The organism is Nostoc sp. DedVER02, assembly GCF_034530675.2.
Lineage (GTDB): Bacteria > Cyanobacteriota > Cyanobacteriia > Cyanobacteriales > Nostocaceae > Nostoc.
Map to the genome: position 1 here is coordinate 7,840 of NZ_JAVRCP020000049.1, position 17,098 is coordinate 24,937.

Annotated in this window: 11 protein-coding genes; 10 read left to right on the forward strand and 1 reads right to left on the reverse strand. The window is 43.3% G+C overall.

Translation table 11 applies throughout. The features are described 5' to 3' along the window. Positions 1-194 precede the first annotated feature (194 nt). From RMZ41_RS28600 to RMZ41_RS28645, 10 genes are all read left to right on the forward strand, one after another. Positions 195-434: a CTB family bacteriocin gene (locus RMZ41_RS28600; RefSeq protein ID WP_322640050.1), complete on the forward strand. Its 240-nt coding sequence runs from the start codon at positions 195-197 to the stop codon at positions 432-434. 70 nt (positions 435-504) lie between these two features. Further along, a complete protein-coding gene (locus RMZ41_RS28605; protein WP_322640049.1) occupies positions 505-765 on the forward strand; it encodes a CTB family bacteriocin in 261 nt (86 codons plus the stop codon). A gap of 22 nt (positions 766-787) precedes the next feature. Continuing rightward, entirely contained in the window at positions 788-1,033 is a 246-nt protein-coding gene (locus RMZ41_RS28610; RefSeq protein ID WP_322640048.1) for a hypothetical protein, read from the forward strand. Between the two features lie 122 nt (positions 1,034-1,155). After that, complete coding sequence (locus RMZ41_RS28615; RefSeq protein ID WP_322640047.1) at positions 1,156-1,455, forward strand: CTB family bacteriocin; 300 nt, start codon at positions 1,156-1,158, stop codon at positions 1,453-1,455. A 143-nt stretch (positions 1,456-1,598) separates the two neighbouring features. Continuing rightward, entirely contained in the window at positions 1,599-1,811 is a 213-nt protein-coding gene (locus tag RMZ41_RS28620) for a hypothetical protein (RefSeq protein WP_322640046.1), read from the forward strand. A 166-nt stretch (positions 1,812-1,977) separates the two neighbouring features. After that, positions 1,978-3,075 (forward strand): cyclic nucleotide-binding domain-containing protein, encoded by a 1,098-nt coding sequence (locus RMZ41_RS28625; protein WP_322640045.1) that lies wholly within the window; start codon positions 1,978-1,980, stop codon positions 3,073-3,075. Positions 3,076-3,292: 217 nt separating this feature from the next. Next, a complete protein-coding gene (locus tag RMZ41_RS28630) occupies positions 3,293-4,732 on the forward strand; it encodes an NHLP bacteriocin system secretion protein (RefSeq protein ID WP_322640044.1) in 1,440 nt (479 codons plus the stop codon). 2 nt (positions 4,733-4,734) lie between these two features. Then, entirely contained in the window at positions 4,735-6,978 is a 2,244-nt protein-coding gene (locus tag RMZ41_RS28635) for an NHLP family bacteriocin export ABC transporter peptidase/permease/ATPase subunit (protein WP_322640043.1), read from the forward strand. 228 nt (positions 6,979-7,206) lie between these two features. Continuing rightward, the gene (locus tag RMZ41_RS28640) at positions 7,207-10,134 is read left to right on the forward strand and encodes an NHLP bacteriocin export ABC transporter permease/ATPase subunit (protein WP_322640194.1); all 2,928 of its coding nucleotides are present in this window, start codon (positions 7,207-7,209) and stop codon (positions 10,132-10,134) included. A 106-nt stretch (positions 10,135-10,240) separates the two neighbouring features. Next, entirely contained in the window at positions 10,241-10,837 is a 597-nt protein-coding gene (locus tag RMZ41_RS28645) for a DUF3455 domain-containing protein (RefSeq protein WP_322640042.1), read from the forward strand. Positions 10,838-11,078: 241 nt separating this feature from the next. On the opposite strand, the gene RMZ41_RS28650 is transcribed toward RMZ41_RS28645, so the two are convergent. Next, positions 11,079-17,024, reverse strand: coding sequence for an AAA family ATPase (locus RMZ41_RS28650; protein ID WP_322640041.1), 5,946 nt, complete (start codon positions 17,022-17,024; stop codon positions 11,079-11,081). Between the last annotated feature and the right edge of the window lie 74 nt (positions 17,025-17,098).

A 17,098-nucleotide genomic window follows, 5' to 3' on the forward strand; every position in this document is an offset into this window, starting at 1 on the left:
GGCGGAACCGTTCTTGGCCCTAATGGCGGTATTGGCTCTTCCACCGTTCAACAAACGACTGTATCTCATCAAAGTTTGGAAGAAATTAAAGCAACTGGCTTCTTTCCTTCCACTCTTGAAAGTTAGTAACAGACCACATCGAATATTGCATCCTGTTTGACACAACACACATCATAAATTAAGGAAAAAACATCATGTCTGACAATATTAAGCCCGTAGAATTATCTGCTGAAGAATTGGACAACGTTGCTGGTGGCGCTTTTAGCTTTGTGATTGCTGACAACTACAATGCACTCGATCAGCAAGCTGGTCAAACTGTTGTTGGCCCTAATGGCGGTATTACATCTTCCACCGTTCAACAAACTGCTATATCTCATCAAAGTTTGGAAGAAATTAAAGCAACTGGTTTCTTGACTCCCACTCTTGAAAGTTAGTAACCAGAACTCAAATATTGCATTCTGCTTGATACAGCACATATCGTAAATTGAGGAGGAAAAAAACATCATGTCTGATGACATTAAGCCGGTAGAACTATCTACTGAAGAATTGGATAACGTTGCTGGTGGTGCTTTTAGTTATGTTGATGCTCATAACTTCAACTTTTCGGATAAGCAAACTAGTGCAGTAATTATCGGTGCTGATGGCGGTATTGCATCCTTTAATAGTCAGGAAACTACTATATCTCAACAAGATTTGCGCGAAATCAAATTCACTGGAGAAGAATTTCCTAGCGGGATTCCTAGTAATTTGTTTCTAAGCTCATAATTAACACTAAAGGAGAACGACAATGATTATGGAAAATGTGCAGCCTAATGAAATGCTGGAACTATCCAATCAAGAACTTGATTATATTGCCGGTGGCGCTACTAGCGATGTCTTTGGAACAAATGCAAATGCCGTAGATTACCAGCTTGGTTATGTAGAAATTCCTAAAGAAGGTGGTATTAAGAGCGTTACCTTTCAAGTGAGCGTTTTCTCTGAGCAGGATCTTAGAGAGTTTAAGGAAGCGGGTATTTCTAGTCCTGAAGGTTAATCTGAATTTTTAAGTTTGACAGATTTCAGGAGCAGGAGGGGTTGTTAACCGAGTTGCTGCTAGGCTTATGGTTAACTCCCTCCGCCTCATTTAACTTTAACACGTCGGGTAAAGGAGCTTCTATGTCAGATGACGAAATTACTCCGAATGATGAAGCGATCGAACTATCAGATGAAGAGTTAGACGACGTAGCGGGTGGTTTCAATTTACAGTTTACGGCTGCGCGATTTCACAAATCGAGAAGGGGATTTAGCCAACAAACATCACGAAGACAAGGGCATCACTCAACACGGTCAACTTTTCATACAGAGACAATAGACTCTTCTTTGTTCCAACTCACCATCACCGATGCGACAACTGAGGATCTAAAAGTGCTTGGCGAGTTGTTTGGAGATATATCTGCGCTCGATGGTTCTGCATAAACGGAGTTGCTCAAATTAATCAATTGCAGTTGAGCAAAACTTGTCCAACTGCTTTCTGAAATTGATTTTGTGTAATTAATAACTTCACCTTCATAAAATTAGGCAAATTTAGTCATAAATAACGACAAGGAAAAAGAATTCAAATGGAAAACAAAAAGCAAAACGAATCACAAGAGCTATCGGCTCAAGAACTCGCAAATCTTTCAGGTGGTATTGCTGTCGGTGAGCATTATCCAGGTAAATTTCCTACTGAAAATCTATATAGCAATGTTTCTGAAGCGATCGCAAAGAAGCTGGAGAATATAAAGTTTCCTGGTAGCAATGATAAAACACCCACTGAACCGTACATCTTCTAGTCCTTATAAATCTAGTTGATACGTGATGGGAAGATTGTTCAGTAATTATACTAGTTCTCCAAAATCAGACCAAACCCAGATTTAATCTGAATTTCTCAATTATGAATTGGTATTATTTCCCGCTCGCCAGTTCTCTCCCGTTAGCAGAAAACAAGGAAGTTAAATTATGACAGAAGTTCTACTTAAGGAACTGACAAATAGCGATATTGACTGGATCTTGGCAACGGGTCAAAGAGAAGAAATTACTGCTGGTACGATCCTCATCCGCCAAGGAACACCTGTTAATGCCCTCTACATTCTGCTAGATGGAGCATTAAGCGTTTCTGTCGCTCAGGCTGATGATAACCCGATTGGTCGGGCGTTTGCCGCTCTTGAAGGTGGCGAACTCTCAGGACGAGAGGTTGCACGGCTTGCAAATGGTGAAGTTGTTGGAGAAATGCCCTTTTTAGCCTCCTACCAGTCTTCAACTACGGTTAAAGCCGCTAGAAAGTCGCTTGTGTTGATGATTCCTCAGCAGCAGTTGATTCAAAAATTGCAAGAAGATGTTACCTTTGCTGCCCATTTTTATCGAGCGATCGCAGTTCTCCTTGCTCAACGATTAGAGCAGATGATCGGTCAAATCGGCCAAAGCACAGTCGTTCTTTTTCAACCACAAATTCGAGAAATCTTATTTACATTTGCAGAATTAAATGATAGCGATATTGGTTGGATGATTGTTGCAGGCAATGCGATGAAAATTCCTGCGGGAACGGTGTTGTTTCAAGCCGGAAGACCTGTTGACGCTCTCTATATTTTATTAGATGGCAAGATGGTGGCTTCCATTGCTGAAGATACAAGCAATCCTCTCACCCGTGCCTTTTCAACTTTGGAACAAACAGATTGTATAGAACGAGAGTTTGCCAGATTATCGCGGGGTGACATAGTTGGCGAAACGCCCTTTGTCGAAGCCAGTCCGCCTGCAATGACCATTCGGGCGGTTGAGGATGCGATCGTGTTATCGATTCCCAAATGGCGACTTTCTGCAAAATTGCTACACGATGTAGCTTTTGCTGCCCGATTTTATCGAGTATTAGCAATTTTGTTAGCAGATAAACAGCAAGGAATTATCAATAGTCTAGGTTACGGCAGAATCAACTACAGTTCAGGCAAATCTTTAGATGAACGCTTGACTTATGAAGATGAATTGAGTTCTAGCTTTTTGGCTCAAGTGACACTTGCGGGTACTCGATTTGACTGGATGTTGAAGCAGATTCGCGGTAATTGATCTGGGGATTGGGGATTGGGGATTGAGGATTGAGGACTGGGGATTGAGGATTGGGGATTGGGTATTAGAAAAAATTTACTCTTTATCTCTATTTCTAATCTCTATCTCTGTTGTCTTTAGCTCTTAATTTAAAGTATTCAATTCCCAGTCCCCAGTCCCTAATCCCCAATCCCCAGTCCCCAATTCCCTAATATACAAATTGAATGGAGTCAGTATAATGACGACCAATAAAAGCAATCTATTTCGTAAAGAAGCACTCGATCGCTTATCCTCCCCGGAGCGGCTGGATCAACTCATGCAGGTGGTTCAACCAAAGAAGTGGATTCCGTTAGCTGCAATGGGATCTCTAATTGCCGTTGGACTTACTTGGAGTGTTTTTGGTCGCATTCCCATTACTGTAGCCGGACAAGGCGTAGTGGTTTTTCCTAGCAAAGTTGTTGGATTCCAGTCTCCTAGTTCGGGGCAGATTCTCATGCTTTTTGTTCGTACAGGTGATGAAGTCAAAAAAGGACAGATACTAGCAACAATTGACCAAACCGAACTTCAAGATAAGTTGAAACTTGCACGAGTCAAGCTTGCTCAACTTCATGAACAAGACCAAAATGCCAATTCTGTGCAACTTCAGCGCACGGTTTTAGATAAAGGTGCGATCGCGCAACAACGTCAAGCGCTCCTGCAAACTCTCAAAACAACCCAATCCCTAACGCCAATTCTCAGAAATAAAGGTCTGGAGTCGATTCGGCAAGAGCGTCACAATTTAGAGGAACAATTGCAGACAACGCAAGATTTGATCCCCACGTTCAAAGAGCGATTTGCAATTCGCCAGCAGTTACGCCAAGAAGGAGCCGTTTCAAGTGATACCGTCCTTCAGGCGCAACAAGAATTTCTTAATAGCAAAACTAGAATCAATGAAATCGAATCGCAACTCAAACAACTTAATGTTAAAGAAGCTGATGCAGAGCGAGAATTCTTAGCAAATGTCAATACAACTAAAGACCTGCAAGCTCAGTTAGCAGTACTAGACAGTAAATTTGCTGGGCAAGCAGAACAAGATTTAACTACTTCTACTAATCGAAAAAAAGAAATTCAAGATACGCAACGAGCGATCGCAGAATTAACGTTAGAAATTAAAGCCAACAGCCAGGTTACTAGCAATTTCAATGGACGGATTTTAGAACTTTCTGCGGTTCCTGGGCAAACCCTCGAAAAGGGCGCTCGCATTGGCACGATCGAGGCTAGAGACTCCGGGAATAAGTTAGTTGGGGTGGCATTCTTCCCGGTCAGCGAAGGCAAAAAGATTCAAAAGGGTATGGAGTTGCAACTCACCCCTTCTACTGTTAAACGAGAACGCTTTGGTGGCATTATCGGGAAAGTCACAAGTATCTCTGCGTTTCCCGTTAGTAAGGACAGCGCATCGAGCGTGGTTGGCGGTTTAGAAGTTTTGCAAGGATTAACCACAGAAGGGGCACAAATTCAAGTTTTCGCGGAACTTCAGCCAGATCCTTCGACTAAAAGCCGTTTTCGGTGGTCGTCGTCTAAAGGGCCAGATAGCCAAATCACATCTGGAACCACTGCTTCAGTGCGCGTGAAGGTGGATGAACAATCCCCAATTTCCTTTGTATTTCCGATTCTGCGATCGTGGAGTGGAATGTATTGATTATGCGGCAAATTAAATCACAAATTGGACTTCGATTAAAAAAACTTCAACGCCTCATCAGCCCTCCCGATCGCCGCCGTCGGACTCCTACTCTTTTACAAATGGAGGCTGTAGAATGCGGTGCAGCCGCACTGGGGATTATTTTAGGATACTACGATCGCATTGTCCCCCTGGCAGAACTCCGTCAAGCTTGCGGTGTTTCACGAGATGGGAGTAAAGCATCTAATATTCTCAATGCTGCCCGCAGCTATGGATTGCAAGCGAAAGGCTTTAAAGTCGATTTGGCTGGGTTACGCAAACTGCAATGCCCTTATATTGTCTTTTGGAACTTCAACCATTTCCTGATAGTTGAAGGATTTGCCAAAGACAAAGTTTATCTTAACGATCCTGCCACCGGGCCGCGGACAGTTTCGTTCTCAGAATTCGATCAGTCTTTTACTGGGGTAGTCTTAATTGGCGAACCGAGTGCAGAATTCCAGCCAGGAGGACAAAAACCCAGCCTGACATTATCCTTATGGGATCGATTGCAGAGTTCCCTGGGAGCATTGGTTTATTGTGTTATCGCCGGTTTGCTGTTAGTGATTCCCGGATTAGCCATCCCTGCGTTTTCCCAAGCCTTTGTCGATAATGTCTTAATTGAAGGCAGAAGTGATTGGTTGCGGCCGTTAATTTTAGGGATGATTTTCACAGCCATATTGAATGGTTTTTTAACATTGCTTCAGCTACAATTTCTGCGACGGATGAAAATTAAGCTAGCTGTGGGGATGTCTAGCCGATTCTTGTGGCATATTCTGCGGCTACCAGTGAGTTTTTACGATCAGCGATTTGCCGGAGAAATTAGCAGCCGTGTCCGTCTTAACGATAGCTTGGCAAATCTGCTTTCAGGAAGATTAGCGACAACAGTTATTTCAGCCTTCACCGTTGTCTTTTATGCTTTAGTGATGCTGCAATATGATGTTGTTCTGACTGCGATCGGCATTGCTTTTGTAATCGTAAATGTCAGCGTGTGGCAATGGGTTTCACGGCAGCGGGTCGATGCCAATCTGCGATTAATGCAAGAACAAGGCAAAGTCAGCGGCGTAGCGATTTCTGGACTGCAAAGTATGGAAACCCTCAAAGCATCCGGGCTAGAATCAGAATTCTTTTCGCGGTGGGCAGGTTATTACGCTAAAGCCATTAATGCTCGACAAGAAATGGATACAACTAATCAAAATCTGGGTGTGTTGCCATCATTTCTCTCCTCGATTACATCTATGCTTTTGCTAACGGTGGGAGGACTACGGGTAATGGATGGCGTACTGAGTATTGGGATGCTCATTGCCTTTCAAGCTTTGATGCAAAGATTTCTAGAACCTGTAAATAATCTGGTAAGTTTAGCGGGTGAACTTCAGGAAATGGAAGGCAATTTAGGTCGATTGGATGATGTGTTACGCAATAACATCGACCCTGCCGTAGAGCGAGAAATTAGTATATCGCCAACTCAACTACCTACCGCAAACGTTCGACTCCAAGGTTATATTGAACTCCGTAACATCACCTTTGGCTACAATCGCTCTGCACCTCCCTTGATTGAAAATCTCAGTCTTTCACTTAAACCCGGTCAACGAGTCGCTTTGGTGGGTGGCAGTGGTTCGGGTAAGTCAACCGTTGCCAAGCTGGTGTGTGGATTATACGAACAGTGGGCGGGTGAGATTTTATTTGATGGTCAACCGAGAAAACACATTCCGCGATCGATTCTCACTAATTCAATTGCTTTAGTTGAGCAAGATATCTCGCTATTTGCCGGCAGCGTGCGCGACAATCTTACACTTTGGGATTCGACTGTTCCTTTTAGTAACCTGGTTCGCGCTTGTAAAGATGCCGCCATTCAGGATGTAGTGCTTTCCATGCCTGGAGGCTACAACGCCGACCTTGCAGAAGGAGCATCTAATTTGAGCGGTGGGCAGAGGCAGCGATTAGAAATTGCCCGCACTTTAGTGAATAATCCGGCAATTTTGGTGATGGATGAAGCAACCAGTGCGCTCGATGCTGAGTCAGAAAAAACGATCGATCAGAAACTCCGGGAGCGTGGCTGCACTTGTGTAATTGTGGCGCATCGATTAAGCACAATTCGGGATTGTGACGAAATTATTGTCTTCGATCGCGGCAAGGTAGTACAACGCGGTAGCCATGAAGAATTACAGCAAGTTGAAGGTAAATATTTGGAATTAATTCGCAGTGAAGGGGAAGCACTCCAAGAAGAATAGAGTTCAGTTAAGCATTTCTTCCTTGGCGATTCTTCTCTAACGAGACGCTCCGCGATGGCGTTCTTGGCGGTTCGTGATTTTATACTATCGGGATTCACGCAAAAATTTTTAAAATACATGATTTATCGTTCGCGTAGCGTGCCGGAGGCATACCGCCAAGCCGCCATCGCGGAGCGTCTCGTTAGAGAAGAGCGCCAAGGTTTTGGATTAATTTTATGGAGTAAGAATATGTTAGATCAAATTCGGATTGCCAGCTTGTCGGGAGAGTATTATCAGTTTAAAGGCAATGAACCAATTATTCTTAATGATCCAGAGACGATTTGGGTGGTGAAATCAGGTTCATTGGCGGTGTTTGCCGTTCCGATGAAAGAGGGAATTGCTGAAGGAAGTCGCCGCTATTTATTTACTATCCGAGCAAGACAGGCAATGTTCGGCATCGTCAGCGATTCTCTGCCGATGCCGTATCAACTTTTGGCGGTGTCGATTGAAGAAACGGAACTTCTAAAAGTCTCAATCAAAGATTTTCAGGAATTTCTCGCTGAGGGTAATGGCGAAGCCCTAACTTTAGTCGAGGGATGGATTGAGCAACTAGGATTGGCACTGTCTTCTATTACTCCATCTGGACTGCCGTTTCAAGAAGAAGGGATGCGCTATTTCTCGCTCTCCAATGGTCAAATTTTCCAACCACAAAGGGAGCTTGTATCGTGGGTGCAAATTCAACGTGGGTACGCGATTTGGATGGGGTTTGAGCAACTGTTAGTCACGCCTCAATCAGGATTGTTGCCGTTGAGTGCAGATATGTGGTTTGAAGCTGAAGATACAGTAGAGTTGGAAACCCTAAATACGTCTGAAATTAAGGATGCTAATATCCTGTTCAGAGGGATTTTCCAAATGCAAGTCTACTTTCTTCAAAGCCTTTTTCTTCTAGAACAACAGGAAAAAGCGGTAGAATTAAACCGATTTCAAGAACGACAACACCTTAACGATCGCGTGATGAAGGAGACGCTGGGCGAGTTGTCTTCGTTGCTGCAATCTCCGCAAATTGGCGCTTCTGCTCAAGTTGAAGCTAATGATTTTGACCAAGCCTTGTTGATTGCTGCGGGTGCTGTCGGGCGAACTTTGGGGGTGACGATTCTACCACCAGCAAAGTCTGAAGACCTGAAACGAGTTCAAGATCCGCTACAAGCGATCGCTCGTGCTTCCCGTTTGCGAACCCGAACCATCACTTTACAGGGTCAATGGTGGAAAAAGGATTGCGGCGCGATGCTGGCTTACACGATGGAAGATAACCGTCCTGTGGCGCTATTGCCTGTATCTGATACACGCTATGAGATTTTTGATCCAATTGGGCGATCGCGTACTCTGGTTAATGCTAAAAGTGCGACTAAACTGGCACTTACCGGATATACCTTCTATCGCCCATTACCTGATAAAGTCCTTACCACCGTAGATTTACTGAAGTTTGCCCTCCAAGGACATTACAAGGAATTGCTGATTGTCTTGGCTGCGGGGATGGCGACAAGTTTATTAGGAATGATCGTCCCCCAAGCTACTGCCATCTTGATTGACAGTGCCATTCCTGATGCTAATCGCGGTTTATTAGTGCAAATTGCCTTAGCGCTGCTCGCAACTTCATTTGGTAGCACCTTGTTTCAACTTGCCCAAGGCTTTGCCATAATGCGGGTGGAAACTTTTGCAGATGCTTCCACCCAAGCAGCAGTCTGGGATCGGTTATTGAATTTGAAAGCATCATTCTTTCGTCAGTACTCAACTGGAGACTTGAATTCACGGGTTAGCGCCATTAGCCAAATCCGCCAAAAGCTCAGTAGTACGGTTCTCAGAAGTATTTTCACCAGCTTGTTCGCGTTTCTGAATTTAGGACTGCTTTTTTATTACAACGGTTCGCTAGCGTTAATTGCCACTCTTGTGGCCTCGATCAACATTGCTATTACTCTGGTTTCAGGAATTTCCACTCTGCGAAAGGTGCGCCCTTTACTGGAGTTACAAGGACAACTCTCTGGGGTGATGGTGCAGTTAATCAACGGCGTTAGTAAATTACGAGTTGCAGGTGCAGAAGCCCGCGCTTTTGCTTTTTGGGGAAAACAGTACAGCCAACAAATTAAATGGATGCTGAGTACCCAAGGTATTGAAGATATTCTGGCTGTAGTTAATAAAATCTTGCCTGTATTGACTACAGCAATCCTCTTCTGGTTTGCCAGTATTTTCCTTCAGCAAGCCAATGCCCAAGAAGGTGGTTTATCCACAGGTGTATTTTTAGCATTTAATGCCGCATTTGGCACATTTATCAGTGGAGCGACTAGTCTCAGCAGCACAATTATAGATGTTTTGCAAGTGGTTCCTTTGTGGGAACGAGCGCAGCCAATTCTGGAATCTAAACCGGAAGTTGATTCTGAAAAAACCGATCCAGGTCGGCTTTCTGGGCGATTGGTTGTAGATCATGTGATTTTCCGGTATCGAGATGACGGGCCTTTAACATTGGATGATGTTAGCATCCATGCTCAACCTGGCGAGTTTATCGCTTTTGTCGGCGCTTCGGGGAGTGGAAAGTCAACGCTGTTCCGGTTATTACTGGGGTTTGATGTCCCGGAATCTGGCACAATTTACTACGACGGACAAGATTTAGCGGGGTTGGATATTCATGCAGTGCGTCGGCAACTAGGAGTTGTGATGCAAAATAGCCGATTGACATCTGCTTCCATCTTTGAGAATATCGCCAGTGGTGCGATGATTACGATGGATGAAGCGTGGGAAGCCGCGCGGATGGCTGGCTTTGCCGAAGATGTTGAATCGATGCCAATGGGAATGCACACGGTAATTAGTGAAGGAGGAACTAATATCTCTGGAGGACAACGGCAGCGATTATTGATTGCCCGATCGCTAGTATTAAAACCCAAAATCTTGTTGTTTGATGAAGCTACCAGTGCCTTAGATAATCGCACCCAAGCAATCGTCAGTCAAAGTTTAGAGCGTTTGAAGGTAACACGCATTGCGATCGCTCACCGTCTAAGTACTATTCGCAATGCCGATCGCATCTATGTATTCGAGAATGGTCGCGTAGTCCAAGAAGGCAATTTTAATCAACTCGCTAATCAACCAGGATTGTTTGCCCAACTGATGGCGCGACAGAAGCTTTAAGGGCAGGGGGCAGGGGGAGGGGGGAGGGAAAGTTGTAGTGAAGTTCAGAAATTGGATAATTTATTTTTTGGAGTTCCCTAAAAGGATAAATGAAGGAGAAAGCATTATGTCATCTACTTTTTATAAAATTATTCAGATCAATTGCAGCCTCGTTTTTTCACTGCTGATGTTGAATGGGTGGGGTGTTTTGAGCAAAACTGCGATCGCTGGAACTATGGAACCTGCCCAACGCATAGCTGATGTGGTTGCCATTCCTGATAGTATAAAAGTCCCAAATGGTGAGCAACTTCTTTTAAAAGCATCTGCCAAGGGTTCCCAAATTTATATCTGCAAACCGAAATCAGAATCTCCTGAGCAGTATGAGTGGACGCTGAAAGCTCCCGATGCTGTGTTGCTGAATGAGCAAGGGCAAGATTTGGGCAAGCATTATGCAGGCCCAACTTGGGAAGCCAAAGATGGTAGCAAAGTTGTAGGAAAGTTGAAATCTAAGGTAAATTCACCACAAGACAATGCCATTCCCTGGTTATTATTGGAGGCACAATCTCATCAGGGAAATGGTATCTTCCGCCAAGTAAATTGGATTCAAAGGATCGATACAGTTGGTGGAAAAGCCCCTATTCAAGGGTGTGATAAATCATCCGAAAACAAAGAAATTCCCGTGAGTTATACGGCTGATTACCTATTTTATAAGATTAAGCAATGAAATGCACCAAAACTAATATTAAACGGTAGAAGTAAGCATTTTTAACGGTAAGCAGCATAAGTTGCTGAATCTTTAAGATTTCCAGATTTAGTATTCCCAGATATTTGAAGCTGTTTAACAATGAGAGCTAAAAGTTATACCGATATCAATACTGCTCGGGTAAAGCATTTTTAACTCGGAATTAGATTTGGGTTAAAGGTTAAAGGTTTTTTCTTTCCCTTTTTCCCTTCCCCTTTTCCCCTTAACCGACAAGTATTGATACCGGGATTTCAATGATAAATTCTGTACCCTTACCGACAACCGAGTTACAACTTAATTTACCACTATGAATTTCTTCGACAATTTGCCGCGCGATCGCCAACCCTAAACCTGTCCCTTTCCCGACGGCTTTCGTAGTAAATAGATGGTCAAAAATCTTTTGTCGAACTGATTCATGAATTCCCTTACCATTATCAGCAATGATAATTTTTACATACTTGTCTTCTAGTGAAGTGGTAATTTTAATGCAATTACAATTTAGTTTAATATCCTCAAATGTGCGTTCATAATTCGATTCTTCTAAGGCATCAATAGCATTAGCAAAAATGTTCATAAACACCTGATTCAATTGACCAGGAAAACATTCAATTTGGGGTAGATTTCCATAATTTTTGATGACTTCAATCGCGGGACGCTGTTCGTTTGCCTTCAAACGATGTTTTAAAATTAAAATTGTGCTATCAATGCCTTGGTGGATATTAAACGGTACTTTATAATCTCGGTCGGCACGAGAGAAAGTTCTTAAACTGGTGCTGATATTTTTGAGTCTATCGCACGCCATAGACATAGAATCAATAATTTTGGGCAAGTCTTCTAAGCTATAATCCAAGTCAATTTCTTCAGCATGTTCAGCGATTTCATCACTTTTATTAGGAAAGCTTTCTTGATATAGCCTGAGATGCTTAACAATATCAGCAACAGTGGGTTTAGCTTGTTTGAGGCTAGCAGCAATGAAACCTAAAGGATTATTCATTTCATGAGCTACCCCAGCAACTAAATTACCCAAGGCAGACATTTTTTCACTTTGAACTATTTGTAATTGAGCATTTTGTAGGTCATTTAGTGCTTGTTGCAAATCAAGTGATTTTTGTTGCAAAGCAAGTTCTGATTGTTTGCGTTGCGTAGCTTGCCGATAGGCATCGCTAATATCTCGCATTACAACTACTGCACCAAGTTTGTTACCGGAAGCATCAACGATCGCTTGTCCGCTTGCTAATAAAATTCTCGTAGAACCATGCTTCGGTGCAATAATCATTTCAACATTTTTGACTATTTCTCCTTGGAAGGCGCGAAATAAAGGAATTTCTGTTGCTGCTAGACGTGTTTGACCATCAGGCTGATAGAGATCGAAGTGTTCTGCCCATTCTTCTGGTGGTAAAGATGCTACTGATAAGCCATGAAACTCACGAGTTGCTTTGTTAAAAAGGGTCAATTTCCCACTAGCATCACAAACAACAATCCCATCTGTAATAGTTTCAATGATGGCATTCAAGAACTCTCGTTCTTTAGCTAAAGATGCTTCGCTCCGTTTTAATTGTATTAGTGATGCTTGTAACGACTGGGATTTTTCCTGTTCTCGCTCAAAAAGTCGCGCATTTTCGAGAGAAATGGCCGCTTGGGCGCAAAGTAAGTTGAGTAGTTCGACGCGATCGCTTGTAAAGGCTCCAGTTGCTAAATTGTTTTCTAAGTACAACACGCCAAGCAACTTACCCTGATGCAAAATTGGGCTGCACAAGATACTCTTGGGCTTTTGTTGTTGAACGTAGGGATCGTTAATTAATTGCGGATGCGCCGTAGCATCAACAATCACTGCTGGTTGTAAGCTGCGTTTGACAGTATTAATTAACCCGACTGGCAGATCCAGAGAGTCTTCAACAGGCTCTGGGTTGAGCAACATTGAGTCAAAATTGATGTGGGCAATTTGGTTGTTTTTTATAGGGCTAAAGGAAAGCTGTGCCAGCGCCTCAATCATTAAACGCCCTGACTCCAACAGCATGAATACACACTTATCAGCCCCCGCATTTTCAATGACGATATGCAGCAATACCGAAAGCAGTTTTTCGAGTTCGATTTCCCCAGAAAGGGTTTGAGAAGCTTTGAGAATAGTAGCTAAATCTAAAGCAACAGAAATGCTACTACTGGTAGAAGTGGCAGAACTAGTGGAGGTGACACTTTCCAAAGCGAAGATAGTTTCGTTAGTTGAGAGAGAAGAGGTTTGCTGGAGAATGGGGGCAAGTAATTGGGGATAGCGTTTTTCTAAATCGGCAACTTTAGCTTTTGCACCCCAGCGAGCATAACCGTAGTAGGCTTGGGTGATGTATTCCTGAGCTATTCGTTCTTTGCCCCAGTTGAGGTAAAATTTAGCTGCTAGCTCATTGGCAAGTGCTTCTTCTTGGATATAACCGTGTTCTTTAGCAAGAGCGATTGCGCGATCGTACAAATCTATTGCCTCGGCTTTGTTGCCTTGCACTCGCTCTCGTTCCGCCTCCACTAGATGAAACTTGTGTAAGAAATTCATCGGCGCATGAGTTGCCCAGTATTTGAGTTTTTCTTGATTAGCAGCGATGCATTCTTCTATTTGCTGCTGTTCTGGGGTTGAAAGTTGCTCAAACCATGCTAAGTAGGCTAAAGACTCATAAAAATGAAAGATTGGTACATAGAAAAAAGCTATGATAGCATCCAAATACTGTCTTGCCTGCACAGCTTCTTGTACAGCTTGTTCAAATGAAAACAGATAAGACACTACCAGTTTGTTAATCCATAGCAATGCTAGTCCGGTGCGATCGCCTGCTGCTTCATTTAATGGAAGTTGATGCTGTTCATTGTAAGCTGTACCGCTCAATACCACTACGTTATCTGCATCCCCCATTAAATTGAGCAGAATTTGTTGAATCAACTGGGAATAATTTAGACTTATATTCTGCTTGAGATGCTTGAGTGCTTCACAATATCCGGCAACTTCCGACTCTAATTGCGTTAAATTCTGTCCGGCAAAATAGGAATAAAAACCGTAGTTATACGCAGAGTAGCCCGCGAAAGCTAAATCGCCCACATCTAAACAACTACAATAGGCTAGCTGCAAAGGCTGTAATGTCTCACGCAGGTGCATTTTCCAATGTCTTGTGTACAAATAAACTAGTAATAAAGTTTTCCCTTTCAATTCAGAATTTTGATAGCGTGAAAGTAGGTCGAGGGCTAACTGACCGAATTCATAACCTAATTCGACTTTTTTGAACACACCACACATCAATATTCCGTAAGAGACATAGCTAAAAGTCGAGGTTGATTCATTGCCATACACGACAGACAAATAAACCTTCTTTAAAATCACCAGTAAATACAGCTGTGGCCGGAACAGATAAGCGCAGGGTGCTACTGATGTCAAAATTCGAGCGGCTGCCAAGATGCTTGCATCCGTCGCTTCGCTGAGGTTGAGTAACTCAGCAGGTAATCGCTCTCCAATTGCATCTGAGACGATACTAAAGGCAGCGGCCATGTCGTCCTGAGTTGGCGCTATGGGCAGTTCCACTCCTAACTGCTTTAAAATGGTAAGTGCTGCTGCGATCGCTTGGGTAAATTCACACTGAGACGTGAATGCCTCAATCTTCACCTCATAGACACTGACTTTATCTAATGAAGTTTTGGCGTGGTTTAGGATTAGGTTAGCAAGAACTACCATCTGTTCTAAATCACCGCTCAGATAAGCGGTTTCTGTAGCGACTTGATGGAGTGCTAGAGTCAACTCATACTGATGCTGCCAACTATTTTGGCACAGTAACCCTATACCCACCTGGGCATATTTGCAAGCAGCAGTATAGGCGGTTGCAGCTTTTGCTTTGCGACTTGCAATCAAGTTAAATTGCGCCAATGCTTGACGTTCTGCTGGTTGGGCAATCAATTCAACTGCAACATTGAGTTGACTAGCGATTTCAAAAATACGTTCTTCCCGATTGCTTTCGGGGATGTTACTCAAGAGTAACTGCCCAATTTTTAGGTGAGTTGCCTGTTTTTGCTCCTCTGCGATGAAGGAATAGGCAGCTTGCTGGACGCGATCGTGTAAAAATTTGTAAACACAGGTGTCAACCTTCTGTGTTGAGGTTTGGATAGTGGCGGCTGATGCTTCAGTTTGATAAAACTTGTAGACTTCACTAGTTGGAATGATAAATCCTTCTTGCAATGCTTTCCACAAGTCCGAAGCGGCTTGAGTCTGCGACTTTTCAGAAACGATCGCCAATGTGGCCAAATCAAACTGATTGCCAATACAGGCTGCCAGTTTCAAAATATTTTGAGTGATGTCGGGCAACTTCTGGAGTTGTTGGGTCATAAATTCTACCACATCATCGGTGAGAGCTAGCGATCGCACCTGCCCTACATCACACTGCCAAGAACCTACTTCCCAATCAAAGGTAATCAGCCCATCCTCATGCAGCGCTTTTAGAAACTGAGTTGTGAAAAAGGGATTACCTTTGGCTTTTTGATAAACCAACTCTGTCAACGGCAATGCTTGTGCAGTTGTACAACTGAGGCAGTCGGCGATTAAATGGTTGACATCTGTTTGACTTAAGGGAGCTAAGGTCAAAGTATTAACACAGGAGGATGCTTTTTCAATTTCATCAATTGTCAACATCAGTGGATGAGCGGCAAATACCTCGTTATCGCGGTATGCGCCAATAATTAATAGATAGCCACCATCACTCTGATTCATCAACAACTTCAGCAAATTGAGCGATGCCGAATCAGCCCACTGCAAATCATCGAGAAACATCACCAAAGGATGCTCTCTTGTTGTGAACACTTGAATAAACTTTTGGAACAGCAAATTGAAACGGTTCTGTGCTGCACCGCCCGATAGTTCAACGATGGCGGGCTGTTTGCCGATCATCTGTTCCAGTTCTGGAATCACCTCGATCAAAACTTGCCCATTTTCTCCAACTGCTGCTAGAATCTTTTGTTGCCATTGCTCAAGTTGAGTATCGCTTTCACTAAGCAACTGTCCCATCAAGTCACGAAAGGCTTGCACAAAAGCAGATAGAGGAGTGTTGCGGTTAAATTGGTCGTACTTGCCCTTGATAAAGTAGCCGTTCCACCGGACAATGGGCTTATGCACTTCATTGACAACTGCGGTTTTGCCAATACCAGAGAAACCTGCCACCAGCATTAGTTGGGAGCCACCATTGGCAATATAGCCAAATGCCTCCAGTAACGTTTGCACTTCTGATTCCCGGCCGTAGAGTTTTTCGGGTATGAAAAAGCGATCGCTAATATCTCGCTGTCCCAAATCAAACCAGGTGTGCTTACCTGTTTCTTGTGTCTGTTTTAAGCAAGTCACTAAGTCATGTTTAATTCCCATTGCACTCTGATAGCGATCTTCGGCATTCTTCGCCATCAGTTTTCGAACAATCTCTCCCAACATTAAGGGCAAATCGGGGTTGAAATCGCAGAGAAAGGGTGGCTGTTTTGCAATATGGCAATGTACCAACTCCATCAGTTCATGGGAATCAAAAGGCAGTTGTCCACTCAGTAGTTCAAAGAAAGTCACACCTAATGAATAAAAGTCGCTGCGGTAGTCAATACCCCTATTCATCCGTCCAGTTTGCTCTGGCGATAGATAGGCTAGGGTTCCCTCCAGTCCGTTGGGGCTTTGAATCTCCTGAGTTTCCCGTGGGAGGAGTGAGGCAATACTGAAATCAATCAGCTTGATTTCTTTGGTATCAGGATGAATCAGGATGTTGCTTGGTTTAATATCTTTGTGAATGACACGCTGTTGATGTAGCTGGTGTAATGTGTCTAGTAGTTGCAGGGCAATAGGAAGGAATTGCTCTAAGGCTAGTGGTTGTCCTCGGGTAAATTGCCGCAAAGAAATGCCACCAAAGTCTTCCATTACCATGACATAGCCATTGTGATAAGGTTCTAAGTTGTAGGGTTTAATGATACCAGGAATATCTAGGTTATTGGCGATCGCATATTGGTTGCGAAACTGGATTAATTCGCTAAAACTGGGATATTCTCGTTTTAAGAGCTTGATGACAACTGGTTGGAGATCGCATTCTCGTACTGCCCGATACACATAAGTTCGAGAACCTGAATAAAGTTGCTCTATAATTTGGTAGCCAGCGATCCTTAAAGTTTCATCAACTTTTGCGCTCATAATTTTATACCATAATTCCTTATCTCAGGCTTAGAATTCCCCATAAAACATCTTGCTTAACAAGTATTAGATAA

Excerpts from the sequence above, each read along its gene's own strand:
- RMZ41_RS28635 (WP_322640043.1), top strand. The coding sequence starts at position 4,735 with ATGCGGCAAATTAAATCACAAATTGGACTTCGATTAAAAAAACTTCAA.
- RMZ41_RS28615 (WP_322640047.1), top strand. The coding sequence starts at position 1,156 with ATGTCAGATGACGAAATTACTCCGAATGATGAAGCGATCGAACTATCA.
- RMZ41_RS28650 (WP_322640041.1), bottom strand. The coding sequence starts at position 17,024 with ATGAGCGCAAAAGTTGATGAAACTTTAAGGATCGCTGGCTACCAAATT.
- RMZ41_RS28630 (WP_322640044.1), top strand. The coding sequence starts at position 3,293 with ATGACGACCAATAAAAGCAATCTATTTCGTAAAGAAGCACTCGATCGC.
- RMZ41_RS28600 (WP_322640050.1), top strand. The coding sequence starts at position 195 with ATGTCTGACAATATTAAGCCCGTAGAATTATCTGCTGAAGAATTGGAC.
- RMZ41_RS28625 (WP_322640045.1), top strand. The coding sequence starts at position 1,978 with ATGACAGAAGTTCTACTTAAGGAACTGACAAATAGCGATATTGACTGG.
- RMZ41_RS28645 (WP_322640042.1), top strand. The coding sequence starts at position 10,241 with ATGTCATCTACTTTTTATAAAATTATTCAGATCAATTGCAGCCTCGTT.
- RMZ41_RS28620 (WP_322640046.1), top strand. The coding sequence starts at position 1,599 with ATGGAAAACAAAAAGCAAAACGAATCACAAGAGCTATCGGCTCAAGAA.
- RMZ41_RS28640 (WP_322640194.1), top strand. The coding sequence starts at position 7,207 with ATGTTAGATCAAATTCGGATTGCCAGCTTGTCGGGAGAGTATTATCAG.
- RMZ41_RS28605 (WP_322640049.1), top strand. The coding sequence starts at position 505 with ATGTCTGATGACATTAAGCCGGTAGAACTATCTACTGAAGAATTGGAT.
- RMZ41_RS28610 (WP_322640048.1), top strand. The coding sequence starts at position 788 with ATGATTATGGAAAATGTGCAGCCTAATGAAATGCTGGAACTATCCAAT.